This window comes from Streptomyces sp. NPDC014676, assembly GCF_043084105.1.
Taxonomy (GTDB): Bacteria; Actinomycetota; Actinomycetes; order Streptomycetales; family Streptomycetaceae; genus Streptomyces.
Genome location: NZ_JBIBZI010000005.1, coordinates 217,555 through 242,242 on the forward strand (window position 1 = coordinate 217,555; position 24,688 = coordinate 242,242).

General features: G+C 71.7%; 15 protein-coding genes and 3 pseudogenes. 10 read left to right on the forward strand and 8 right to left on the reverse strand.

All coding sequences use genetic code 11. The features are described 5' to 3' along the window. Positions 1 to 178: 178 nt before the first annotated feature. The 4 genes from ACF1DX_RS16490 to ACF1DX_RS16505 form a co-directional block, all read right to left on the reverse strand. Entirely contained in the window at positions 179 to 571 is a 393-nt protein-coding gene (locus ACF1DX_RS16490) for a VOC family protein (RefSeq protein WP_391791862.1), read from the reverse strand. A gap of 171 nt (positions 572 to 742) precedes the next feature. After that, on the reverse strand, positions 743 to 2,875 hold the full coding sequence (locus tag ACF1DX_RS16495) for a cellulose binding domain-containing protein (protein WP_391791863.1): 2,133 nt from the start codon (positions 2,873 to 2,875) through the stop codon (positions 743 to 745). 489 nt (positions 2,876 to 3,364) lie between these two features. Then, on the reverse strand, positions 3,365 to 3,850 hold the full coding sequence (locus tag ACF1DX_RS16500) for a hypothetical protein (RefSeq protein WP_391791864.1): 486 nt from the start codon (positions 3,848 to 3,850) through the stop codon (positions 3,365 to 3,367). A 327-nt stretch (positions 3,851 to 4,177) separates the two neighbouring features. Further along, positions 4,178 to 7,000, reverse strand: a complete 2,823-nt coding sequence (locus ACF1DX_RS16505) for a SpoIIE family protein phosphatase (RefSeq protein WP_391791865.1) — start codon at positions 6,998 to 7,000, stop codon at positions 4,178 to 4,180. A 1,016-nt stretch (positions 7,001 to 8,016) separates the two neighbouring features. On the opposite strand from ACF1DX_RS16505, the gene ACF1DX_RS16510 reads away from it, so the two are divergent. The 4 genes from ACF1DX_RS16510 to ACF1DX_RS16525 all read left to right on the forward strand — a co-directional run bounded on the left by ACF1DX_RS16510 (position 8,017) and on the right by ACF1DX_RS16525 (position 13,178). Then, the gene (locus ACF1DX_RS16510; protein WP_391791866.1) at positions 8,017 to 8,145 is read left to right on the forward strand and encodes a hypothetical protein; all 129 of its coding nucleotides are present in this window, start codon (positions 8,017 to 8,019) and stop codon (positions 8,143 to 8,145) included. 144 nt (positions 8,146 to 8,289) lie between these two features. Then, positions 8,290 to 9,588: a glycosyltransferase gene (locus ACF1DX_RS16515; protein WP_391791867.1), complete on the forward strand. Its 1,299-nt coding sequence runs from the start codon at positions 8,290 to 8,292 to the stop codon at positions 9,586 to 9,588. A gap of 1,203 nt (positions 9,589 to 10,791) precedes the next feature. After that, on the forward strand, positions 10,792 to 11,190 hold the full coding sequence (locus ACF1DX_RS16520) for an NUDIX hydrolase (RefSeq protein WP_391791868.1): 399 nt from the start codon (positions 10,792 to 10,794) through the stop codon (positions 11,188 to 11,190). Then, on the forward strand, positions 11,187 to 13,178 hold the full coding sequence (locus ACF1DX_RS16525) for an ABC transporter ATP-binding protein (RefSeq protein WP_391791869.1): 1,992 nt from the start codon (positions 11,187 to 11,189) through the stop codon (positions 13,176 to 13,178). The genes ACF1DX_RS16520 and ACF1DX_RS16525 overlap by 4 nt, the downstream gene beginning before the upstream one ends. Positions 13,179 to 13,536: 358 nt before the next feature. Here ACF1DX_RS16525 and ACF1DX_RS16530 read toward each other — a convergent pair whose 3' ends face one another. Together ACF1DX_RS16530 and ACF1DX_RS16535 are read right to left on the reverse strand one after the other, a co-directional pair. Next, positions 13,537 to 15,537 (reverse strand): endonuclease, encoded by a 2,001-nt coding sequence (locus tag ACF1DX_RS16530; protein ID WP_391791870.1) that lies wholly within the window; start codon positions 15,535 to 15,537, stop codon positions 13,537 to 13,539. Positions 15,538 to 15,601: 64 nt separating this feature from the next. Continuing rightward, entirely contained in the window at positions 15,602 to 15,832 is a 231-nt protein-coding gene (locus ACF1DX_RS16535) for a hypothetical protein (protein WP_391791871.1), read from the reverse strand. A gap of 252 nt (positions 15,833 to 16,084) precedes the next feature. Between ACF1DX_RS16535 and ACF1DX_RS16540 the strand changes: the two genes are divergently transcribed. From ACF1DX_RS16540 to ACF1DX_RS16565, 6 genes and pseudogenes are all read left to right on the forward strand, one after another. Beyond that, a complete protein-coding gene (locus tag ACF1DX_RS16540; protein ID WP_391791872.1) occupies positions 16,085 to 18,133 on the forward strand; it encodes a trypsin-like peptidase domain-containing protein in 2,049 nt (682 codons plus the stop codon). 183 nt (positions 18,134 to 18,316) lie between these two features. Next, positions 18,317 to 19,474 (forward strand): hypothetical protein, encoded by a 1,158-nt coding sequence (locus tag ACF1DX_RS16545; RefSeq protein WP_391791873.1) that lies wholly within the window; start codon positions 18,317 to 18,319, stop codon positions 19,472 to 19,474. Between the two features lie 240 nt (positions 19,475 to 19,714). Beyond that, positions 19,715 to 19,819, forward strand: a pseudogene (locus ACF1DX_RS16550) (IS630 family transposase); the annotation flags it as partial. A 387-nt stretch (positions 19,820 to 20,206) separates the two neighbouring features. Continuing rightward, positions 20,207 to 20,614 carry a hypothetical protein gene (locus tag ACF1DX_RS16555; RefSeq protein ID WP_391791874.1) on the forward strand — a complete coding sequence of 136 codons (408 nt, stop codon included), beginning with the start codon at positions 20,207 to 20,209 and terminating at the stop codon, positions 20,612 to 20,614. 47 nt (positions 20,615 to 20,661) lie between these two features. Beyond that, positions 20,662 to 20,970, forward strand: coding sequence for a hypothetical protein (locus tag ACF1DX_RS16560; RefSeq protein ID WP_391791875.1), 309 nt, complete (start codon positions 20,662 to 20,664; stop codon positions 20,968 to 20,970). A 633-nt stretch (positions 20,971 to 21,603) separates the two neighbouring features. Beyond that, a pseudogene (locus ACF1DX_RS16565) lies at positions 21,604 to 21,702 on the forward strand (IS481 family transposase); the annotation flags it as partial. On the opposite strand, the gene ACF1DX_RS16570 reads toward ACF1DX_RS16565, so the two are convergent. Further along, positions 21,703 to 22,221 (reverse strand): quercetin 2,3-dioxygenase, encoded by a 519-nt coding sequence (locus tag ACF1DX_RS16570; protein WP_391791876.1) that lies wholly within the window; start codon positions 22,219 to 22,221, stop codon positions 21,703 to 21,705. It lies immediately after the preceding pseudogene. A gap of 848 nt (positions 22,222 to 23,069) precedes the next feature. Next, positions 23,070 to 24,253: pseudogene (locus tag ACF1DX_RS16575) on the reverse strand (XdhC family protein). Positions 24,254 to 24,688: the final 435 nt, after the last annotated feature.

A 24,688-nucleotide genomic window follows, 5' to 3' on the forward strand; every position in this document is an offset into this window, starting at 1 on the left:
AACGGACCTGTCACCCCGTGACGGAACATCTGATTCCGGTGTTCCGTCACCACGGCCTGTCGCCCTCGCAGGCGCCGTCGGGCCGTCCAAGCCGGTCCGACGGCAGCGGGAGGGGCAGGTGGTCCATGGCCGAAGGGAAGGGGGGGACGGTCCGTGCCGTACCGCTCGACGGCCTCGGTCAGTCCTCCTGGAGCACGGCGAGGACGTTCCCGGCCGGGTCGGTGAACCACGCGATCGCCGCGGGGCCGTCGCCGCCGACCCGGACGACGCCCTTCTCGTCGTGGTCGAATTCCGCGTACCGCTCCAGGGTGACGCCGCGCCGCTCCAGTTCGGCGACGGCGGCCACGATGTCGTCGACGGGGAAGTTGAGGATCGTGAACGTCGCGGGGGTGTGCGTCTCCTTCGGGTAGACGAAGACCCGCGCACCGCTGCCGAGCGTGAGGGCCAGCACCCGCATGTCCCCCTGTCCGGTCTCCTCCACCTGGAGGCCCAGGGTCTCGCCGTAGAACCGGCGGGCCTCGCCGAGGTCGTCGACCGAGAAACCGCTGAACGCCTGCGCCTGACCGAACATGCTCCGTGTCTCCTCCGTGGGTGGACCGTCCCGCACGTCTCAGGCCACACCATGCGCGCCGGGCGCGCCACGCGGGCGACGGCCGGATGGCCGTGCGCTCTCACCCCCTGCGAGGAGACCGGCCCGCCCGGGAGCGGGTCACCCTGCCACCGGTCCCGGGCGGGCCTGGCGTCAGCCGCCCGAGCAGACGGCGCCGTTGAGGCGGAAGACCGTCGGCTGCGGGTTGGGCCCGTCGTTGGCGCCGACGAAGCCGAACGAGGCCGTCGACCCGCCGCCCCGGGCCAGCACTCCGGCACCCTCGGGGGCGGTCACCCGTACATGCGTGTCCGTCTGGTGGAACGTGGCGTTCCAGCCGGAGGACACCGACTGGCGGTCGGCCGGCCAGTCCCAGTCCACGGTCCAGCCGGTGATCGGGGTGTCCGAGAGGTTCCGGACGGTGACCGTGGCCACGAAGCCGTTGCCCCAGCTCGTGTCGCGGTGGTAGGTCACCGCGCAGGGGGCGTCCGGCGGGGTGCCGGTGGTGAAGGTCAGCGGAGTGGACGGGCCGGAGAGCCGGCCCGAGGCGTCGGCCGCCAGCACGTTGACCGTGTGGGTGCTGCCCGGGGGCAGGTTCCGCAGGGTCACGGACGTGCCGGTGGTCTCGCCCACCACGTGGGTGTGCGCGCCGTCGCGCTCCTGGACCAGGTAGCGGGTGACGCCCGCCGCGCCCTCCCAGGACAGGCTCGCGGTGGTGTCGGTCACCGCCTCCAGCCGCGGCGTCCCCGGGGCCCGGGCGTCGGAGGCGCCGGGCCCCGTGCCGGTCTTCGGGGTGAGGGTGACGGTGAGCATCCCGTACGGCGGCACGGTGACCCGGGAGGCGGACGCCGTACCGTCGGTGATGTCGGTGATGTCGCCGTCGCCGCGTGCGTAACGGCTGACCTCGGGTGCGGCGGCGGACGGGGTGAAGCCCGTGTACGCGAGGTCCACGGTCCGGGCGGCGTCCGGGTCCTTGTTGACGAGCAGGACGCTCAGCCGTCCGTCGCGACGGTGCACGGCGTGGGCGGAGACGTCCTGCGCGGAGGACGCGGCGGCGACCAGGGTGTCGCCCGCCGTACCCAGTTCACTGGTCATCTTCATGCCGTAGTACGGGTGGAACGGCGTGTTGGGCGCCGGCTCGCAGACGTCACCGGCGCAGGCGCCGCTGGAGAGCATCCCCATGTCGCCGTAGTCGGTCTCGCCGTCGACGGTGGTGATCTGCCCCGCGCCGTTGTGGGTGTTCCACCAGTCGACGGTGAACACGCCGTTCTCCAGGGCCGTCAGATACGCGTCCGCGGCGAACAGCCCGTTGGGGCGGGCGGTGAGCATGGCGCCGCCGGTGTTGGTGTTGATCTCGGTGAGGGCGATGCCGATGCGCGGTGAGCCGGCGCCCGCGTACCGGTCGAGCTGGCTGCGGACCTCCCGCAGTTCGCCGGGCAGCCTGGTCAGCCTCGCCAGGGCGTCCTCGGCGGTGGTGTCGGCGCCGCCCGCGTACCAGTGGACGCTCACGAAGTCGATGACGTCGGTGACTTCGGAGAGCACGGTGTGGTTCCAGTCGCCCGGATCACCCTCGCCGACGATGCCGTCCGGCCACTCGCCCGGGGTGGTGAGGACCGCGCCGATCTTGACGGTGGGGTCGACGGCCTTCATGGCCTCGGCGTAGGCGCGGACCTGACGGGCGTACTCCCGGGGGCTCTTGTCCACGTGCTCGTCGTGCTCCCAGCCGCTGCCGTAGTGGCCGTTGCCGTAGATCTCGTTGCCGATCTCCCAGTACTTCGCGTCGTAGTCCTTGGTGACGTTGGCGTACCGGACCCAGCCGGCCGCCTCCTCGGGCGTGCCGGAGCCGTAGTTGGCGATCAGGATCGGCTGGGCGCCGGTGGCGCGGACGGTGCCCATGAAGGCGTCGAAGCCGGTGCCGGGGGCGACGTATCCGCCGGGTGCCGTGTGCGTCTCCCAGTGGTAGATGTCCGCGTACGAGCCGCCGGGGTAGCGCATCGCCCCGACGTCGGCCGCCTTCATCAGGCCGGCGACCTCGGGATCGTTCATGTGCGAGTCCCAGATGGCCGTGTTGACCCCGCGCGCGGTGTCGGACATGCGGCCCAGCGACGCCTGCGTGTTGACCCGGACGTCGACGTCCGCCGCGGGGGCCTCGGGCGCGGCGGCCGACGCGACACCGGTGGCGTTCAGCGGGGACAGCAGGGCGAGCGCGGCGGTCAGGGCGGCGGCGGTGCGTACGAGGTGACGGGTGCCGGTACCGGCCGGCCGGCCGGATCTCTGCGGTAAGGACATGGGGGATCCTCCCTCGGGGTCCGGCGGCGCGGACGGGGCGGCGTGTGCCGGACCGTGCGGCCGGACGGGCGGAGTGCCGGTGCGGCAGCAGGACGTTCCGCGCCGATGGCACAGGAAGCGGTGCGGGGTTCGGTGCGGTCGTGCACGGGCGTCGCGCGGCGGAACCCGCCGATGGGAGCGCTCCCATGATGAGAGTGGTGTGACGTCCTGTCAACAGAGGGGCGGACTCGGTGGCAACGCCGTCCCGGCCGTACCGCGCCGGCGCGGGCGAGGCCGTGCGGGTCGTCCGGCACGCGCTCACCGCCGGGATCAGGACGGCGCTCCCTCTCCCACCGCCTGCGCCGTCGCACGGGCCGCCCCCCTCCCGGGCTCCAACCGCACCACGATCCCCTTCGACGTCGGCGTGTCGCTCCGGACAGCGGGCGGCGGACCGGCGTCGTCGCGGGGGGGGGAGCCGAAGCTCTGGACTTGCTCAAAGGCCGCTTCAGGTCACCGGAACGCGGGGCATCCTGCGGACAGCCGGTGCGCTGGCCCGGCGGAACGGGGGGACATCATGCTGATCGTGTTCGTGTGGGTGAGCGGGTGCGTACTGGCGCTCGTCGCGGTGGTCACCTGGATGGTGCGCCGGGCATGGCGCCGCGCCTGGGACGATCTGGGCACGCGGGCGACCGCGTTCGGCCCGGGTGCCGGGACCGGCCCGTACGGCGGAACGCCGGCGCACGGCGCCGGCGGCTCCTCCGCCCACCCGTCCTGGTGGGAGACGGGCGCGGGCGGAGGTTCGTCGAGCGGCTGCTCCGGCGGCGGTTCGCCGTCCTGCGGGAGCGGTCCCTCGTCCTGCGGCAGCGGTTCGTCGTGCGGCGGCAGTTCGTCGTCCTGCGGCAGTTCGTCGTCCTGCGGCAGTTCGTCGTCCTGCGGAAGTTCGTCGTCCTGCGGCAGTTCCTGCTGACTCGGGAGGCAGGCCGCTCGCCGCGCCACCTCCCCGCCCGACGCTCCGCTGCGCGCGTGGCACCCGGCAGGCGGCAGGCGGGGCACCTCCCGGCCTCCGGGAAAGCGGCGGGGGCCGCGCCGGGTGTCCTGCGGCCGGGACGAGCAGCCGTCGGCCGCGGCGGCGGCCGGTACCCGGACGCTGCGGCTCGACGCCACCACCGGCGTCAGCGACGTGGTGACCCGCGCACAGCCCGCACGCGCGGCCGCGCTCCGGGCCGGTGCCGGTGGTGGTCCGTGTGCGGGATCCGCCGCGAACGGGCACCGGACCCGTGCCGGCGCACGACACCCCGGGGGCCGGTCCGGGCACCGTCCTCGTCAGAGGGGGTCGTCGTTCCATTGGTCGAGCAGGGCGGCACCGAAGTCACCGGTTTCCGCCGCACCGCCGTGAAGGGACTGCTCGGTCCAGATGACCTTGCCCGCAGGGGTGTGGCGGGTGCCCCAGCGCTCGGCGTACTGGGCGACGAGGAACAGGCCGCGGCCGCCCTCGTCGGTGGTCCTGGCCCGGCGCAGGCGTGGTGAGGTGCTGCTGCCGTCGGACACCTCGCAGATCAGGTTCCGGTCGCGCACCAGCCGCACGGTGATCGGGTCGCCGCCGTAGCGAACGGCGTTGGTGATGAGCTCGCTGAGGATCAGCTCGGTGGTGAAGCTGATGTCCTCCAGACCCCAGTCCGCCAGTTGCCGGGCGCAGGCGGCACGGACCGGCGCCACCGCCGCGGGGTCGCGGGCCACGTCCCACTCGGCGAAGTCCGAGGGGGCGAGGCGGCGTGTGCGGGCCACGAGCAACGCGATGTCGTCGCTCGGCCGGTCGGGCAGCATGGCCTCGATCACCGCCGTGCAGAGGGCCTCCGGGGTGCGGTCGGGCCCGGTCAGGACGGCACGCAGCGCCTCCAGACCGGTGTCCGGGTCGCGGTGGCGGTTCCGGTCCCGGTCCCGGATCAGCCCGTCGGTGTAGAGCACCAGTTCCGAACCTTCGGGCAGGGTCAGCTCCGCCGCCTCGAAGGGCAGGGCCGCGCCCAGGCCCAGCGGCGGGGAGACCGGCAGGCGGGGAAAGGTCACGGTCCCGTCCGGACGGACGACCGCGGGCCCCGGGTGCCCCGCGGTGGCGGCGGTCACCTGCCCGGAGACGGGATCGTAGACGGCGTACAGGCACGTGGCCCCGGTGATCTCCTGCCCGTCCTGCTCCTCGGCGGCGGCCTCGTGGGTGTCGATGTGGGCCACCAGTTCGTCCAGATGGCTCAGCAGCTCGTCGGGCGGCAGGTCCAGGGCGGAGAAGTTGTACACGGCGGTGCGCAGCCGGCCCATGGTGGCCGCGGCGTGCAGGCCGTAGCCGACGACGTCGCCGACGACCAGCGCCACACGGGCGCCGGACAGGGGGATGACGTCGAACCAGTCGCCCCCCACCCCCGCCCGGGCCGGCAGGTACCGGTAGGCCGCCTCCAGCGCGTTCTGCTCGGGCATGCCCCGGGGCAGGAGGCTGCGCTGCAGGGTGACGGCCATGGTGTGCTCACGGGTGTAACGGCGGGCGTTGTCGATGGCGGTCGCCGCACGGGCGGTCAGCTCCTCGGCGAAGGACTTGTCCTCCTCCTCGAACGGTGCGGAGGTGTCCGCCCGCCAGAAGCGGGCCACTCCCAGCAGTGCCTCCCGCGCCCGCATCGGCGACACGACGAGGGAGTGGACTCCCCGCTCCAGCACCCGCCGCCCGTCCTCGGGGTCCTGCGCCCACCAGCCGTCGGACGTCCTCAGATCCGTCTCCAGGACCGCCCGGCAGTCGGCCGCCGCGGCGACGCCGGGGCCGGCGGACGAGAACCGGATCGGCTCGCCGACGGGAGAGAGGCCGTAGTCACCCTCCCGGCCGTGGACGACGGTGCGCCGCAGCTCGGTGCCCCCGCCGGGCGGCTCCTCGCCCCGCAGGACGGAATCCCACAGCTCCACGGTGACGGCGTCGGCGAACCTCGGCACGGACACCTCCGCCAGTTCCTGAGCGGTACGCGTCACATCCAGCGTGGTGCCCATCCGTATCCCCGCCTCGTACAGCAGCTTCAGCCGCTCCCGTGCCACCTCCGCCCGCCCCGTCACCGTCGCCAGCTCCGTGGTGTCCCGAAGCGTCACCACGCTGCCCGCCCGGCCCCCGTACGGAGCCGTGGACCGTTTGTTCACCGCCAGCAGCCGGTCCCCGACCAGACGCACCGCGTCCGTGACCGGCTCGTCCGACGCCAGCAGCCGCGCCGTCTCCTCGTCCGGCCCCAGGTCCGCCACCCGGCGCCGCTCCACGTTCGCCGGGAGGTCCAGCAGCCGTCGGGCCTCGTCGTTGGCCAGCAGCACTCGCCCTTCCGCCCCGGTGATCAGTACGCCCTCCCGCACGGCGTGCAGCACCGCGTCGTGGTGTTCGTACATCCGGGTCATCTCCGCCGGGCCCATGCCGCGCGTCTGCCGCCACAGCCGGCGCGACACCAGTGCCGCTCCCACGATGGACAGCACGAGGGCGGCCGCGCCGGCGGCGATGATGATCGGCAGTTGCCGATCGACCATGTCGCCCACGTTCTCCACCGTGATCCCCGCGGACACCAGGCCGACCACGGAGCCGTCGGCACCGGTCACCGGGACCACGGCCTGCACGGCCTCCCCTTCGCCGGCGGGCAGCGCCGGTCCGCCGGCCCGCTCGACGACGGTGCGGCCCTCCAGCGCCGGTTCGATGGTGCCGACGAACTTCTTCCCGATCTCCTTCGGATCGGGGTAGGTGAGACGGACACCTTCGGTGTTCATGACCACGATGAAGTCCACGCCCGCCCGCTGCCGGGCCGCTTCGGCACGCGGCTGGAGGACGGCCGTCGGATTCCGGGCGTCCAGCGCCTCGGCCGTACCCGGAGCGTTCGCGAAGGATTCGGCCGCCGTCACCGACACGTGCTCGGCTTCTCTCCCGCTGTCCTCGTCGGCCTGGACCACCAAGGCCACCACCGCGGCTCCGACCAGCAGCAACACGGTGACGACCTGGAGCAGGAACGCTTGCCCCGCCGTGGTGCGCGGGCTCAGCAGTGAACGCGGCCCCGGCTTCGGTCCGCGACGCGAACCGCCGGTTCCGAGTTGGTCGAAGCGGTCTCGCGACCGTCGGTTCGGGCGGAATGACCGCTCTCCTTCCATGACCAATTTCTACCTCGCTTTGCGATCCGGAAGCGACAGCCGGGAGCGACTGCCGGAGCCGGCCCCGGACCGGCACCGGACGGCCCCGCGTGCGCCCACGGCGTCCTGGAGATCGCAGCCGGGCGCGCGACGACGGCCGACGGGCCGGCCACGAGCGGGACCGCGCGAGTGATGCGGAACACCGGCCCGGCAGGGGTACGGCTGCGTCGCGGGCCCCACGCCGCGGTCGCGGACACGGCCCGTGGGCAGGGGCCCGTCCGCGTGCCGTACGCGCCACACGGCACGGCACCTGGGAGGAACGCCCGCGACCGCTCCCCCGCTCCTCCGGGTCCCGAGCGCACCGTCGCCGCGTCCCCCGTCGACACCACCCTCGAGTGGTACGACAACTCGTCCGATCAGGCACGGCCGGCCGCGGATCTGACGCCGGGAACCGATGAGCGTCACCCACCGTGGCGCGGGCTGCGGCACCGGATCTCCCTCGAACAGCCCGGCACCGACACGGCGAGGACCCGGACCACACGCCCTGGGTGCCCTGGATGCTCTGGAGGCCGGGCGCACGACCACGGCAGGTTGCCGCCGGTTCCCCGGCGTTCTTCTCGGACAGCCACCCGGTTCCTGTCGGTCCATGTCCGATGACGGCCAGGATCAGCGGTGGACCCACCCCGGCCTGACAGAACGTTCCTGCGCTCCGGTGGGAGGGGAACCGTCGGGAACGGTCCACGGCTCGGAGAGGACGCGCGTGGTACCCCTGCGAGCGACCCTGTTCCGGGTGTTCCCCGATGACCCCGTGCCGCTGATCCTGGTGCACCGCATCGTGGGCGAAGGCCGGGCGGTGGCTCCGCCGTCGCGCGACGTGGCCGAGGTCCGCACCGCGCGCCTCACGGGCAACGCGCCCGACCGGCGGCCGCTGCCGGTCCAGCACGCCGGCTACACCCTGCGGCAGCGGCAGGTGCCGGGCGACGACGACGCGCACCGCCGGTCCGATCGGGCTCGACGTCATCGTCGACACCCCGCACGTGCTGCGCGAACCCACCGGCGGCGCGCACTTCACCCCGTGCACGCCGCTCGCCGACCCGGTGGCGCAGGGCAGGCCCGGCCGCAAGACCGGCGAGGGGTTCCACCGCTGCGCGCCCCAGCGGGCCTGACGGTCATGGCCCGGCGGGCGCACCCCGAGAGACCGCGGAGGCGGGGTGACCGGCAGGTTCAGGGCGCCGGCCCCGGTGGTCTTGCCCGGCATTCGGATCCGGTGCGAGACTTCGGAACACCCTTCAGAATCAAAGGAGTTGGGCTTGTCGCCTACGGGAGGACCGGCACGGCCCCTGACCGTCCTCTTCGCACCGGAGAGCGCGTACGGGCCGACGAACAACTGCGTGGGGATCGGGGACGTCCTGCGCCGCCGGGGGCACCGTGTGGTGTTCGCCGCGGAGGCGTCCTGGAAGGGCCGCCTCACGCCGTTCGGTTTCGAGGAGGAGCTGGTCGATCTGGCCCCGCCGCCCGAACAGCCCCAGGGAGCCGGCCAGTTCTGGAAAGACTTCATACGCGACACCGCACCCGAGTTCCGGAAGCCGACCATCGAGCAGCTGGGCACCTGGATCAAGCCGGTGTGGGAGGAGCTGATCTCCGGCGCCCGGTACTGCGAACCGCGGCTGAAGGAGATCATCGACCGGGTCCGGCCGGATGTGATCGTCGAGGACAACGTCGTGTGCTTCCCGGCGTTGACCACGGCGGGCGTTCCTTTCGTTCGGATCGTCTCGTGCAACCCGCTGGAGATGAAGGGTGAGCGCGTTCCGCCGCCGTTCTCCGGGCACCCGGCCGGGGACCGGAGCGAGTGGGACGGGTTCCGCGCCGCATACGACCGCACGCACCGGGGTCTGTGGAGCGACTTCAGTGCCTGGGTGACCGAGCAGGGCGCGCGTCCGCTGCCCGACCTGGAGTTCATCCACGAGGGCAATCTGAACCTGTACGTCTATCCCGAGGCGGCCGACTACACGGACGCCCGCCCGCTGGGCCCCACCTGGCACCGGCTGGACTCGTCGGTCCGCGAGACGCGGGAGGAGTTCACGCTGCCGCCCGGCCTGGCAGGCGGCAGCGGCGCGCTGATCTATTTCAGCCTCGGATCGCTCGGCTCGGCCGACGTGAACCTCATGCGCGGGGTCATCGCCTCGCTCGCCCGCACCCCGCACCGCTACATCGTCTCCAAAGGCCCGCTGCACGAGGAGATCGAACTGCCGCCGAACATGTGGGGCGAGGAGTTCCTGCCGCAGCCCCGGATCCTCCCGCTCGTCGACCTCGTCATCACGCACGGCGGCAACAACACGACCACCGAGGCCCTCCACTTCGGCAAGCCCATGATCCTGCTGCCGCTCTTCTGGGACCAGCACGACAACGCCCAGCGCATGGCCGAACTGGGTTACGGCGTCCGGCTCGACCCGTACCGCTTCACCGACGACCGGCTCCACGGCGCGATCGACCGCCTGCTCGGCGACACGGCCCTGCGGCGCACCCTGACCGAGACCGGTGAGACGATCCGGGCGCGCGACGGACTGCACACGGCCGCGGGCCTGATCGAGCGGGCCGCCACGGGGTGACCCCACCGGCCCCCGGGCGGGCCGGTCCCTCCTCCCCCGGCCCGACGGTGTGACGCCGTCCCTCCAACGGTCTTACGCGACCTGCGGATACACCCGCTCCCATGCTCATGTCCGGCTCGGCGCGTCCGGCCGGAAGGCTCCCCGTGGACCAGCGGACCGTGCGGGTGAGGATTGATCCGGCGATCGGCGTCGCACGGGCCGGCGACAGCTCCGCGGCGTTGTTCATCGGCCTGAGTCACCGCGTCAGAAGCCGCTTCCCCCTGGTTCCCGCCAAGGCGGTCACCGGCCAGGCGGCCCGCTTCCGGGGTTGCGGTCACCGCCCTGCCGCCCTGCCGCCCCCGCTGTCGGCCCGCCGCGGCACCGCTTCCGCGGGCCGGTCTCGGCCAGGCCCAGCGCGCGGCCGCCTCGCTCCTGGCCGATCCGGAGCCCTCGACCGCCGTGTTCCAGGCCCGGGCGGGCCCGGCCGCCCGGGCACTCGCCACCAACGGGCCTCACACGAACCCTCTCCTCTCAGCTCTCGCCGAAGTCGCTCGGTTCGGTGGCCGGTAACGCAGGTCTCGGTGCCCGCACCCTGCCCGCGGACCACCAGTGGTCCCTGTCCACATCCTCGCCCTCGGCGAAGCCGAACCGAGGCGACTTCTCCAAGACGACAAGGCGGCACCAGGCAATCCCCCGAAGGAGGTACCGCAACCCACATGAGTGATCGAACACCGCATCACAACCCACCTCACCCGGCCACAGAGGGAGAGGGCCCGGTATTCGAATTCCAGTTCTAGATTTCGCCCGTCTCCACCCGTTACGGGGATACGAGAACCGTCGTTATCCGATCACCAGTCCGCATCGCACCCCGAGGAGCCCTCATGAATCCCGTACACCTTCCTGCGCTCGTTCCTCCCGCGTTCGAAAACACCACCGGCACCTCGGGCACCCCTCTGCACTCCGCCACCGACCGCAACGCCCTGCCCACCCGTGGGTCACGACCGGGTACGCGGTACCTGGCATGACTCGCGCCACCATCCCGCTGAAGCCGGCACATCCGGACAAGGGGTACGGCCGTCAGCCCGTCGCGGCTGACGGGGTGCTGAGAGCGTTCGCTGCGTTCGATGCCGCGAGCGCTCTTGCCTACGGTCTCCGGCACGGTGATGTCCTCGTGGCCGCGAGGGGCCGAGGCGCCGTCGAACGCCCGGTGCGGGAGGGCCGTCCGTGAGCGAGGAGCCTCACCTGCTGATCACCGATGCCGCCCAGGTCCTGCTCCGGTCCAACGGCGCCGCCCTGTGCGTGCGCCGCACGGCGGACGCCGCGCGGCGCGAGGCGAAGAAGGAGGCGGGGGTCGTCATCAGCGCGGAGCAGCAGGAGTCCTGCGGTCTCATGCACCACCACGAGCCCGGCAGCGGACCGGACCGGATCAACACCGTGTCCGTGACCCGGTCGTGGACGGGTGAGCCGTACAACGCCGAGCCGGACAAGCACGAAGGGCTCTTCCGGGTGCCGAGGGAAAGACCGTCACTCGACTGCCACCCCTGCACCACCACGACCTTCCACATGCTCACCCACGGCCCGTCCTACCGGGCCACCGACCGGCCCGCGGGAGGCGCCCGGTGAAAAGGTTCTTCGGACCGGTCACGATGGCCGACCCGCAGGTCTCCGACGCCGAACACGAACTGTTCGGCGGTCCCCTGCGCTACGACATGGGATGGTCCCGGCACGAGCACGCGACCTTGGACCTGACCATGATGTCGGCGCTGCGCTCCATGCCCGCGCTCGTCGGCGCCACGCTGCGCATGGCCTGGCAGGCCGACCGGCGTGCCCTGCTCTCCGTCGGAATCAGCGAGATCGGCCAGGGCATCGCCGCTGCTGCCGGCCTGCTCGCCGTCAACGCCGTCATGCACGCCCTCCTCGCCGGCAGCGGCAGCGCCGCCGACCGGCTGCACGCCCTGCTGCCCGGCCTCCTGGCCGCCGCGCTCATCGGCGTCGTCAACTCCGCCCTCTCCGCCTGGTCCACGTCCCGCGCCGGGCGACTGGAGCCCAAGGTGGAGCGGATCGCCACCACCCAGTACCTGGCCGCCGCGGCCAAGGTCGAACTGGAGGCCATCGACGACCCCGACTTCCGGCGGCTCGTCGACATCGCCCAGCACGGTCCCGGCTCCGCCCGCCGCATGATCAGCTCCTGTGTCGCCGCGCTGAACGGCCTCATCTCCCTGATCACCACCGCCGGCGTTCTGGCCGTACTGCACCCGGTGCTGCTGCCCATGCTGATCCTCATCGCCGCCCCGCGCGGCTGGGGCGCCATGCGCGTGGCCCAGGAACGCTATGTGTCGGTGATGAGCTGGATCGAGCACGTGCGGGCCGGCCGCCTGATCGGCAACCTGCTCACCGAACGCAGCGCCGCGCAGGAGGTCCGCCTCCACGCGGTCGGTCCCTTCCTCCTCAGCCGCTACGAGCGCATGGCCGAGAGCGCCGAAGCCGAGCAGGAACGCCTCGCCTCCAGCAAGGCGCTGACCGAGTGGGTGGCCTCCGCGCTGTCCGGCCTGGCCATGGCCGCGACCTACGGCGCCATGTTCTGGCTGATCATGGCCGGGCACATGAGCCTCGCCGTCGCCGGGACCGCCGTCATCGCCGTACGCACCGGCTCGGCGAGCCTGGGCGCGCTGGTCATGAACATCAACCAGCTCCACGAGGAGAGCCTCTACGTCCGCGACCACGGCCGCTTCCTCACCGAGGCCGGCCGGCGGACGCTGCCCACCGGCGGGGCGCCCGTACCGGAACGGGTCGAGGAGATCGTTCTGGACCGGGTGACCTACCGCTACCCCGACCGGGACACGGCCGCCCTGGACGGGGTGTCCCTGACCCTGCCGATGGGATCGGTCACCGCCGTGGTGGGCGAGAACGGTTCCGGCAAGAGCACCCTGATGAAGATCCTCTCGGGCATGCTGCTGCCCGCCTCCGGCACACTGCGCTGGGGCGAGGCGGATCTCACCGGCCTCGACCGGGCCCAGGTCTTCGAGCGGGTCTCCCTGCTCACCCAAGACTTCCAGCGCTGGCCCATGACCGCCGCGATGAACATCCGCCTCGGCCGCCCCGGCCACCCCGCCACGGACGACGATCTGAAGCCCTCGGTCGACTACGCCGTCGCCGGCCCCGTCATCGCCAAACTCCCCGAAGGACTGCGCAGTCTGCTGGCCCGCGTGTTCCGCGGCGCCATCGAACTGTCCGGCGGCGAATGGCAGAAAGTCGGCCTGGCCCGCACGCACTGGCGCAGTTCCACCTCACAGGCGGACGGCGTCCTCATCGTCGACGAGCCGACCTCCGCCCTCGACCCCGAAGCCGAGATCGAAGCCTTCGACCGCATCCGCCGCCTCGCCGCACCGAACCGGGCCGTCGTCCTGGTCACCCACCGCATGTCGGGCGTCCGCCACGCCGACCACATCTACGTCCTCAACAACGGGCACCTCGTCGAGCACGGCACCCACGCCGAACTCATCGCCGCCCGCGGTCGGTACGCCGCCATGTTCGACGCCCAGGCCGCCCAGTACGCCCCGACCACGGCCATCCCCCACCCCGCCGCGCCCACCGCTTCGGAGCAGGTATGACCCGCATGACCGGCACACGGAGCGGCGCCCACCGTCGTGTGTCCACCGCGACTGCGGCCGGCCGTGCGGACACCCGTCTGGTGGTGGTCCGCGGCAACTCGGCGTCAGGCAAGTCAAGTGCGGCCCAGGGCCTGCGAGATCACTACGGCCGCGGGATCGCGATCGTGGGCCAGGACGTGATCCGCCGGAACGTGCTCAGGGAACACGACACCGCGCGCGGCCACCGCGCGCATCGACCCGGACGCGCCGCCCGGCGAACTGCTCGCCGGCCTCCGCCGCATCTACCCGCCCGCCAAGGAAGCCCTCGGCGTTCTCGCCCTCGCGTTCGACCACCGCCCTGCCCGGTCCGGCCATCCGCTCAGGCCCAGACCTCCGAGAAGTCGATGTCCGGCGCCCACTCGGGGTGGTCTATGAACGGGTTGCGGTTGCCCTGTATCTCCGCGATGGCCGCGTTGCGGTGCAGTTCGTACTCGGTGGCCGGCTCCCGCTGGTGCCAGTCCAGGAGGATGGGCAGCCGGTCCTGGGTGAACTCCTCGTTGTCGCCGACGAGCTTCGGGTAGCGCAGCAGGAAGTAGAGGGTGGCCCTGGCGACGGCGCCCCGGTGGTGCTCCGGTTCGAACCCGTTGCCCTCCCGCAGCCCGCAGTCCTCCCGGTGGACCTCGTCGAACTGAGGGAAGTCCATGTACGGGATGTTGCCGCGGAAGCTGTTGCAGGCGATCTCGCACGCGAACAGATGGTGCAGGTCACCGCGCATCGGCTCGCGCTTGCGGAACCAGGACTGCGGCACGACGTGTTCGCAGTTGAACGGCAGCGACGCCTCGAGGGCGTCCAGTTCCGCGGCCAGCTCGGCGGGTCCCGCGGAGCTCTCGCGCAGCAAGAACTCCTGGAGCCCGCGCAGCCGTGCCGTCTCCGTGGCGATGTCGGCGCGGATGAACTCCTCCGGGCTGAACGTCTTGCCCGAGTACACGCTGCGCAGCCGCCGGTCCGGGTGCAGGTCGACCCACGGGTAGACCATCCGGGACGGGTCGTAGGACGGGCGCCGCTCGTGGGTCTCCTTCAGCAGTTCGGTCAGCGTCTCGCGCAGCGCTTCGCCGCCCGCGCCGGTGTCCACGCCCGCGTAGTAGGCGTCCCGTGCGGCGACGTCGGCGCGGGCGTCGTAGTAGACGAGCTCCTCCCCCAGCCGGAGGTTGAACAGTGCCGCGTTCAGGTCGCGCTGGGCGGCGTCGTCGACGACGGAGACGGTCTCCGGCGGCCCCGGAGGGGTGCCGACGCCGGGCGTCGCCATGCCGGGGGCGAGGAACAGCCCGTCCCTCAGCCGGGCGGCCGGGCCTGTGAGGGTGAGCCGGCTGACGGCCTCGAGCACACTGCTGATGCGCACGCCCTCGTTGGCCTTCCAGGCCAGCCGGTGCTCGCCCATGTCCGCCTGCCAGAGCGACCCGTCGACGGCGAGGAGGCGGCCGTCGCCGTCGGTCTTCGGAACGGCCGAGTGGTGCAGCGCCACGACCTCCCACTGGTCGTTGAAGACCGGGGAGCCCGACGAGCCGGGAGCGGTGTCGGTGACGTAGTGGACGAACCGGTCCAGGACGTCGACGACCTGGTTCTCCCGCAGCGCGAGCTGCTTCGGCTCCCCGCCGGGGTGCTGGATGATATTGACGAATTCCCCGAGTACGACCTTTCCTTCCGTCCCGTCCAGGGGCAGCCAGCGGAAGTCGGCGAGTGGTGCGTTCGACTCGTTCCGTTCGGCGACGGCAACGATGCTGAAATCGAGTTCCCGGTCGGTCGCGAAGAATTTCTGCGGTTCCAGAGCGAAAACCACGGGCTCCAGCGGGCGTCCGTCGAGATCCGCCTGGTAGTTGAATTCGATCTCGGCACGCGAGGCCTCGTCCGCTGTGCGCAGGACGTGGTTGTTGGTCATCAGCAGCGAGGGCGACACCATGAATCCGGTGCCGTGGCGCACTCCGCCGGGGACCCTCAGTGCGATCCGGCCGATCGACCGGGCGGCCAGATACCCTCCCTCGAGGAAGGCCACGCCGGTGAGGTCGTTGCGGCCCATCAGCCGTTCCAGACCGAGGACATCGGCGCCGAAGGCGTCCGGCCTCAGCGGCAGTGTGCTGCCCGTGGTCGTCCGCGGGACCGTTTCGACGCGTTCGACCGACCTGGCGAGCGACCAGTCGGCGTTCAGCCGCGCCAGCCGCTTGGTGACCCGCTCGGGATCGTCGGCGTACAGCACACCCCGGCGGTCGAGGGTCAGCCGCGCCTCCTCCCGCCGCGCCGTCCGTTCGTCGAACCGCCTCGCCGCCTTGTCCAACTGGGCCAGGTAATCCGTCTCCACCCGAGACACGTGTTCTGCGATGGTCATGACTGATTTCCTCCGTGTCGGCTCCTCCTTTCCATTGTGCGCGGCGGCCGCGAGGGAATCACCCTCACATTTCGATATTCGGTTCAAATATCACCTCTTCAATCAGGGAGGCGGTCCGGTGGAGCAGTACGGGAAATTCGCCGGCCGCCGTGCGGGCCCGTGTGCGGATCCGCCGCAGGCCCGGAGGGAGCCGGACGGCACCGGTTCGCCGGTCGCGCACGGCCCCGACGCGCCGCGCTTCCGCACCGCCTGACACCTCGACGCGGTCGTCGCGCCGCGGCATGAGGCGCATCATGGAGATGAGGGTGCGCGACGCGGCGGACGCCGGTGTCGTCCGAGGTGCCTGCCGGTGCGGCCCTCGGCCAGGCCATGGGCCGGTACTTCACAGCGGGCGGACGGGCGGTGGCCGCCCCGGCGAAGCCGCGTGGAACAGGCACGGTCTCGCCGGTCCCGGTCCCGCATCCGGTGACAGGTGCTTCCCACCCCGACGGACCGACCACCCACCTCGTCCGGTGCCGCGCCCTCGGACAACGGGACGGTGGGAACCATGGGACTCACGGGCGGTTTCCGTGACGAGCGGGTACGCCAGGCGGCCGCCGCGGCCGCCCGGTACGACGAGAGCGCCCAGGAGCGGGCAGAGGTCGAGCGGCGGCAGGACGCGGGGGTCGGCTTTCCCGACTCGCCGGAGGCGCTGGCCGCGCGAACGGCCCGTCTGCTGGAGCGGCAGGCGGTGCCGGCCGCGATGGTGATGGAGGCCGTCCGCTCCGAGCCGCTGGCCGCGCCCGAGGCGTTCGAGCGGATCCTCGGGGCGTCCAAGGAACTGCAGGCCTGGAGCTTCCTGCCGCGCGGCGCCCGGGCCGCCCGCAGCGTCGCGAGGATCTCGGCGCGGGAGAACGGACGTGAACTGCCGGTGGGCACCGGGTTTCTGGTCTCTCCCCACCTGCTGATGACCAACCACCACGTCCTGCCCGACGCGGAGGCCGCCCATGGCTGCTTCGCCGAGTTCGACGCCCAGGTCACCGTCGACAACACGCCGCAGGCGCCGGCCCGGCTCGAGTTCGACCCCGACGGCTTCTTCACGGCCGACCGGCACCTCGACTACGCCCTGGTGCTGGTGGCGCCCGGCCCGGACGGGAGGCCGCCCGGCGAGACGTTCGGCTGGAACCGGCTGAGCGCGCGGCAGGGCAAGCTGGTGATCGGCGAGCCGGTCAACGTCGTCGGCCATCCGATGGGGCGGCTGAAGGAAGTCGCGGTGCGCGACAACGCGCTGCAGGTACGCCTGGACGACTTCCTCCACTACCGCACCGACACCGAGCCCGGGAACTCGGGCTCTCCCGTCTACAACGACCAGTGGGAGGTCGTCGCCCTCCACCACAGCGGCGTGCCGAGGACCGACGAGCAGGGCCGTCCCGTACGCCGTGACGGGCAGGTCTGGCAGCCGGGCGACGGTGAGGACGCCGTGGACTGGATGTCCAACGAGGGCGCGCGCACCAGCGTCATCCTGAAGCACCTCGCGTCCCTGCCGTTCACCCCCGCACAGCGCGAACTGCTGGCCGGCATGGGGCCGGAGTCGGGTCTCGACGGCGCCCCGGCGGCCCCCGGTCCTGCGGGCGCCCGCGCCGGTGCGGTCTCCGTCCGCACCACGGCCGGCGTCGAACGGACGTCCGCGGAGGCCGTCGGCCGGCACGACCGGGGCCTGAAGGCACGGGACGGCGCGTTCGGCGGCGGCCGGCACCTCGTCTTCCTGCACGGCCGCTCCCAGCAGCACAAGAACCCCGAGGCGCTGCGCCGGAACTGGGCCGCCGGCCTCAACCAGGGGCTGGTCCGGGCGGGACTGCCGACGGTCGCCCCGGCGGACGTCTGCTTCCCGTTCTACGGTGACCGGCTGGCGGACGCCCTTGACGGACATGAGTCCCTCTCCCCTGCCACGACGGCGCCGACGGCCGTGCTCCCCGGTTCTCCCGGGGCCCGCGCGGTGTACGACGAGATGGTCCGCGAGGCTGCCGAGAGGTGGTATGCGCCGCCGGGCACGCGGGACGGGGTGGAGAGGGCCGAAGGGCTGGGCCTGGACCCGCTGGTCGGCGCCCTGTGGCGGCGGCTGGACTGGCTGGCCGCCCGCAGCGACGTCGACGCGTGGACCATCTCCCTGGTCTTCCGTGATGTCGCCGCCTACCTCGACGACCGCACCATACGCGAGGAGGTCCTGAACTGCGTCCTGGAGACGGTGCCCCAGGACGGCGAACTGGTCCTCGTCACGCACAGCCTGGGCACGGTCGTCGGCATGGATCTGCTCACCCGGCTGCCGCCCGGTGTGCGGGTCGTCCACCTGACCACCGCGGGCAGTCCGCTCGGCATGGACAGCGTGTACCGGCGGCTGCTGTCCGGCGGACCGGGTCACCCGGACAAGGTGGCGGACTGGCTCAACGCCTGGTGCCCGACGGACCCGGTGGCCATCGGCTGCCCCCTTGCCGACGACTGGCCCGACGGGCCGACGGACCTCGCCGTCGTCAACGCCCGTGAACGGGCGCACGACATCGTCGAGTATCTCGCCCACACCGAGGTGGCCCGCTCGATCGGCGATCGCCTCACCGCGTGAACGACATGCCCGATGGCGTCTTTCTGCGAAACGCCGACATCGCGGGCGACAAGGGCGGTGAACCGTCGTCCGGCGTGAACGGCGGCAAAAGCCCTGGCCACCGAGCGGACCGGGGGACGAGCACCGCCGGTCGAAGGCGCCCTTCCGCGGGCGCCGTACGGCAACGACGGGAGGAGGCGCTCCATGGCGAGCGACGCCCGGCGCTCCGGGCCGAGGGCCACGGACAACGGCGACGACGGCGCACGACCGGCGACGGGCGCGGGACCGGAGAGGTTGCGCCGCGGCCGGTGGACGGGCACGCCCGAGAAGGGCTTGTGGGAACTCCGGGAGAGCCTGAACTCGCGCATCGGCGAGCTCGAGGCGCGGCTTCGGACCAAGGCCGAGCGGGGGCAGATCCCCCGGGAGGAGCAGGCTCTGGCCGACCAGGCCCACGAAGAGCTGAGGGCGGCACGGGACACGCTCTGCCACCACCATCGCCGGCGGCTGCCCGCGGCTCACCTGACCGTCGCGCAGACCCACTTCGACGTGGCCCACAACCTTCTGCTGCGGCTGTCGTCGACGGACGAGATCACATCGATGATGCCGGGCCTGGTGGCCTTCGTCCGGGAGCACCTCCCGGTCGGCGACGCGCGGAGGGCGCGGGTCGAGGAGATCGCCCTGTCGGTCCGCAGCGGGACGCCTCTGGAGCCGGCGCAGCGCGAGGTCGTCGTCGACAGCATGGCCGTGGCCCGTCTGGCCCATCTGAAGGAGCGGCTGCGGGTACGCAACTTCACCTATGTGGTCTACGGAGTGGCGATCGCTCTGACCGTGATCGTCGCCCTGGTGGGCGTCTTCGGGGTGCTGGCCCCGGGCACGGTGCCGCTGTGTTTCAGCCCGGAGGGTGTGGGGGTGGTCTGCCCCACCGGGAGCGACACCTCCGAGCGGAGCCGGGAAGGCGACATCGACGCGCTGCAGGCGCAGGTCGCCTCTTCCTGGGACTACGCGGTCGTGGAGTTCGTCGGCATCATCGCCGCCGCGGTGGCGGCCGCCGCGTCCCTGCGGCGGATCAAGGGCACGTCCACCCCGTACAACGTGCCGGTCGCGCTGGCCCTGCTCAAGCTCCCGACAGGCGCGCTGACCGCGGTGCTGGGGCTGCTCCTCATCCGCGGGGAGTTCGTCCCGGGCCTGCAGGCCCTCAACTCGTCGGCGCAGATCATCGCCTGGGCCATCGTCTTCGGCTATGCCCAGCAGTTGTTCACCAAGTTCGTCGACAACCAGGCGCAAAGCGTCCTGAACTCGGTGGGCGGGCCGAACAACACGGCCGGCAAACCGGTCCAGGACCCCCGGACGCCGGCCGCGTGACGGACGTCAGGCGGAGGGGCCGGTCAGGTGAGCCCGCCACCGGCCTCCACCCATGCGGTGTCCACAGGGCGGGCTGACCGCTGAACGGCAGCACTTCCGCGAGGGGTTACGGCTCGGGGTGGCCGAGAGGTTCGCCCAGGGCGAGGCGAGCTCGTTGATCGCCGGGGACCTGCGGGTCAGCGTCCGCTCCGTGCAGCGATGGCGGCAGACGCGGGACGAGGGCGGTCCGCGGGCTCCGCACACCCCGTCCAGCGCATCCGCCGCGGCTTACGGCACATCCAGTACCGCAGCGACCTCATGGACGGCTGCCCCGCCGAGACCGGACTGACCGTCCGACCCGCCTGAGCGGCCATGCGACGTTACGAGTTCAACCTCAGTAGCAGGGAGCGGAAGCGGTCCGGCAGGGCATCACCGCATGTGTGGGGGCGGTCGGCCACCGCGTGATCCTGTTCCGAAACGGACAGGAAATGTCACAGGGGTCCGCTCGCAGCCGGAGGTGTAGCCCATGAGGGGGAATCGCATCGCCGGCAGAGCCAGCCGGACGCGAAGGAAACGCTCCGCACGGTAACCAGGGACTCGTGACGTCTCGATCGAGGGCCGGAGCCGAAGCTCTGGCGTCGCACCGGGAATTCCTGTCCGGACACAGGAGGGGCCTGGTCGCTCGGGCCGGATCCCCGAAGCCCGGCCCGCACCCGGACGTCTTCGGACGCAGCACCGGCGGAAGGAAAAGGCATGGCGGTCTGCATTCACCACATCACGCTGCGCCCTGAAGCGGACGAGGACGCGTTCAACCGCTTCGTCGCCGAGGAACTTGTCCCTGCCGCGCGGACGTTCACGGACCGTAGGGCGGGGTTGCATGACGACCGCCATGTGATCCTCAAGGACCACAGCGAAGAGCGAACCTACTTGTGGATCATCGAGTGGACCCTTCAAGGAGGCGAGAGCCCTGATTCCTTCGTCGTGGCCGTCGGGCCACGGCTGAAATCGAAGCTCGACGCCTTCGCCGTGCACTCCTTCAAGCTCTACGCTGTCGTGGCGCGGTCCAGCCGTGAATCCATCGTGACACCGACCCTCGACGTCCCCGGTGAACTCACCGACTCCGAAGGATGGCTCGGCGAAGACAGCTGGAACGTCGTGTGAGCATTCCGCCGGACAGGTGCCGTTGAGACCGCACGCGTGCGTTCCGGGTGTTCCCCACCAGATCGTTCACACACCACCAACGACCCAGAACCCAAACCGTTTCTGATCAATACCAGCGGGCCCTCGACCTGGACCGCGAGTTCGGCGACCGGTACGGCGAGACGGAGATCCTGTGCCATCTGGGGGACACGCACCTCGCCACGGACGACCTGGACGCGGCCCTGCTGGCCTGGCAGCACGCCCTGAAGATCGCCGACGAGATCGGCCACCCGGCTGCCGACGACCTCCGGGGCAAGCTCGGCGACCTGGCACGGGACACGTCCGACGCGGGGACCGGCCGACGCACCGGAAACTGACCTCCCCCGACGCGCACAGCGCCTCGGTGAGCAGATGCACCATGGGGGCGGGACCGGATCGCCGGGGTCCTGGCCATCTTGGACATGCGGACGGTTTCCGCCGGGCCCTCGAAAGTCCTGGCGGTGCCCGGGCGGAGAACACTGCCCGGGCACCGGCCGCGGCGTCGATCGCGTCCGCCTTCCGGCGTCGCCACCGGGCGGTCCTGTCGGATTGGTCGACCCCGGTGACCGTGATGCCTCCACGGTGCAGGGAGCGCGTCGACCCGCGGTCCTCACCGGGCGTGACGGTTCCCGCGCCATGTGCTGCACATCGACGGAATCCTCGCTCCGTGTCCTTGGCAGCGGAGAGCCGGAGTACAACGGTGCTCGCACCGAACGCCACACGCCGTCATAGCCACTGCGCGCAGGAGTTCCGCCCGAAGCCTGCCGACGGGGCTTCGTCGTCTCACGCGCTCTCACACAGGTGTTCTATCCCGGGAGGTTGTGGACGGGTGAGCCAGGTCTCGACTGGGGGATCTTGAACGGGTGAGGGCCTTCCGGTTCGGTGTGGAGTGCGACGTCTACACCAACAGAAAGGCCCTCGTGCCCCACCGCAATGCCCCCCTGACCGAGACCGAACGGCGCGACGCCTTCCCCGGCCGGCTGCACACCTACAATCACCACCGCGGACACACCGCGCTGAAAAGCCAACCACCCGCCAGCCGCGTCCCCAACCTCACGGGGCAACACAGCTTAGTCCTCGGGAAGGATCGTCACATGCTGCTCGAGCAATCCGTCCACCAAGGCGGCGTAGCGCTCGGGGCCCCAGGGCGGTGACTGCTTCCCAGGCTCGGGCACGTCTCCGTTCTCGATGAAGAACCCCTCGTGCCCGCCCGGGGTGTACAGGAAGAGCATTCTCGCGTCACTGTCCCCCACATTCTTGAACCGGTGACGCGTTCCGCGGGGGATGAAGACGAAATCCCCCGGGCCCGCCACCTGGAGGGCGTCACCGTTGAGGAACTCGAGCTGTCCGGACAGGACGTAGAACGCCTCGTCCTCCTTGCCGTGGCTGTGCGCCACGGGACCGGCCCCGGGCGGCACCACGGCCTCGGCGAAACCGAGGGAGCCGTTCGTGTCCTCGGCCGTGACCTTGATCGTGTACGTGTCACCCGCGAGCCATCGCTGGGTACCCTCGGAGTGCCGGACGAAGACGCCGCCCCGCGCGGTCCAGCGCGGGTCGTCCTTGCTGGGAACGGGGAACGGGAAACTCATTTCATGCTCCTCAACAGCTGACGGGAGAGAACCGGCACGAAGTGCACGCGCCGGGGTCGGCAGTGGGTGCCGCGGGACCGGATCAGTGACCCGGCTGTCGCCTCAGCCCCCCCAGCCGGGGCGCGCAGTCCACGGCCGGCCGCCGTGCATCCAGAGTGCGCCGAGCACCTCTCGAGAACAAAAGACAGATAAGTACCTTACTTTTTGTAAGTCAATCTTCGGTGATCAGTGCGAGCGAGGAGACGGACGAACAGATGTGGGATCGCGCCGGTATCGAGCACCGCAATGCACACGGGAGCAGCACCGGTCGAGCCCCCGGGACACGGCGGGGCCGCGTCGATCGGCTGCACCTCGGATCCGCTGCGCAGGGTGAACCGCCCGGACGGTTGAGCGGGTAGCAGTCCCCCTGAGACAGGGGGAACGGCTTCGGGCCTCGGTGCGGACCGTCCGGGCGCCGGCGGCAGCGGGTGCCCGGGTGACGGTCTCCACTCCTCGGCCGGAGGCCGCCGAGCCGCTCGTCCGGGAGTCCGCAACGCTCCACGGCGCGGGTGCAGTCCGGCCGGCGCCGCTCAATCTGGCTGATTGGTCATCGGTTGCCGCCTTCCGGCAACTTGCGTGGACCGCTGAACGTCCTCGTGGCCAACGCCGGAATCATGGCCCTGTCGACGCGGGCGCTGTCTGCGGGAGGCTGGGAGATGCAGATTTCCACCAATTTCCTGGGCCACTAGTGCCGTTCTGCAAGACTCCCGCCCAAGGCGCCCTGCAGAGCCTCCGCGACGAGAACTGCCTGAATCAGGCATGGGACGGGATGAGAGAGCGGATGGAGATGCCGCCGTCGACCAGCGCGGTCAGGCCGCCGGACGGGGTCGGCTTGGGGTGACGGCCTCGGCTGGCTGCGGAGCGTGCTGTGCGCCGGTCGCCGTGTCGCGATGGATGGGGGTACGCGTGCCCGTCAGCGGCCGGCCGGTGCCGCCATGCCGATCGGCGACGAACTCCGCTGCGATGGACAGGGTGGTCTCTTCGGGCGTACGGGCCCCGAGATCGAGACTGATCCGCGAGCGCAGCCGGTCCGGCTCGCGCTGTGTCACGCCGACTTCGCGCAGCCGTTTGAGACGGTCCTCGTGTGTGCGGCGGGACCCCATCGCTCCCACATGGGCCACCGGCAGCCTCAGCGCGCGTTCGAGCAGGGGTACGTCGAACTTGGCGTCGTGCGTGAGCACGCACAGCACCGTGCGCTCGTCGACCTCGGCGGTCTCCAGGTAGCGGTGCGGCCAGTCGATGATCACTTCGTCTGCTTCCGGGAAGCGGGCCCCGGTGGCGAACACGGGTCGCGCGTCGCAGACGGTGACGTGGTAGCCGAGGAACTTGCCCACCCGTACCAGCGCCGCCGCGAAGTCGATCGCGCCGAAGACGATCAGGCGCGGCGGTGGGGCGCTGGACTCGACCAGCAGGGTGAGCGGCTCAGCCCAGTGGGTCCCGTCTCCCCCACTACCAGGATGCCGGTACGCCCCGCCTCGATCATGGCCCGTGCCCCTGCGGCCGCGATGCGGGTGAGCTGCGCCCGGTGGTCCAGCACTCCCTCGTACGTTCCGTCGGGCCTGACGACCAACTGCCGGCCCATCAGTTCGGCGGGGCCCCTGACGGTGCGGACCAGGGCTATCGTCCGGCCCGAGCGCACAGCGGACAGGACGGACACGAGCACTTCCCGCGCCGGCTCTCCGTCCCGCACCGGCGTGACCAGGATGTGCAGGGTTCCGCCGCAGGTCAGGCCCGCGGCGAAAGCGGTCTCGTCGCTGCACCCGAAGCGTTCCAGGACAGTCCGGCCGTCTTGCAGTGCCTGTCGGCAGAGCTCGTACACCGCGCCTTCGACACAGCCACCGGAGACCGAGCCGACGGCCGTCCCCTGGTCGTTCACCGCCAGGGCCGGACCGGGTTCGCGGGGTGCGCTGCCGCTGACCGAGACGATCGTGGCAACCGCGAAGTCATGCCCCCGCCCGACCCAGCGGTGGAGGTCTCCGGCGATATCCAGCATCTCTTACTCCTCTGGGCTGTTGTTCCCGCCCCGCGCTGCTCACCGGGCTCGCGGCCCGGGCTCCCGTCACTTGTCGGACGACGTCGTGCGTCTCCGTCACTGACCGGCACGTCACCTTCCCACCGGCCGGCAGCACCGGCGGGAAGGCGACGGCCACTGGTTGCCAGGACGCAACCAGGCGCGGCGCGTCCGGCTTCGTCCACCAGCCTCCGGCGGCGCGGACCGGCGAGACCTTGCGCCAGATGGCGACGTCGTCGTACGGCACCTCCGGCCCGGCTTTCCGCACCGCAGCGATGGGAGCCTGCGCGCCCGGCGTGGAGGGCGTCGGGCGCGGGGGGGCGAGGATGGCTCAGCGTTGCGCTTGGCCTTGCCCGCGACGTCCGTGTCCACGGTGCAGTCGAGCTGGAGCGCGGCGTCGTGCACCGTGGGGTGAGT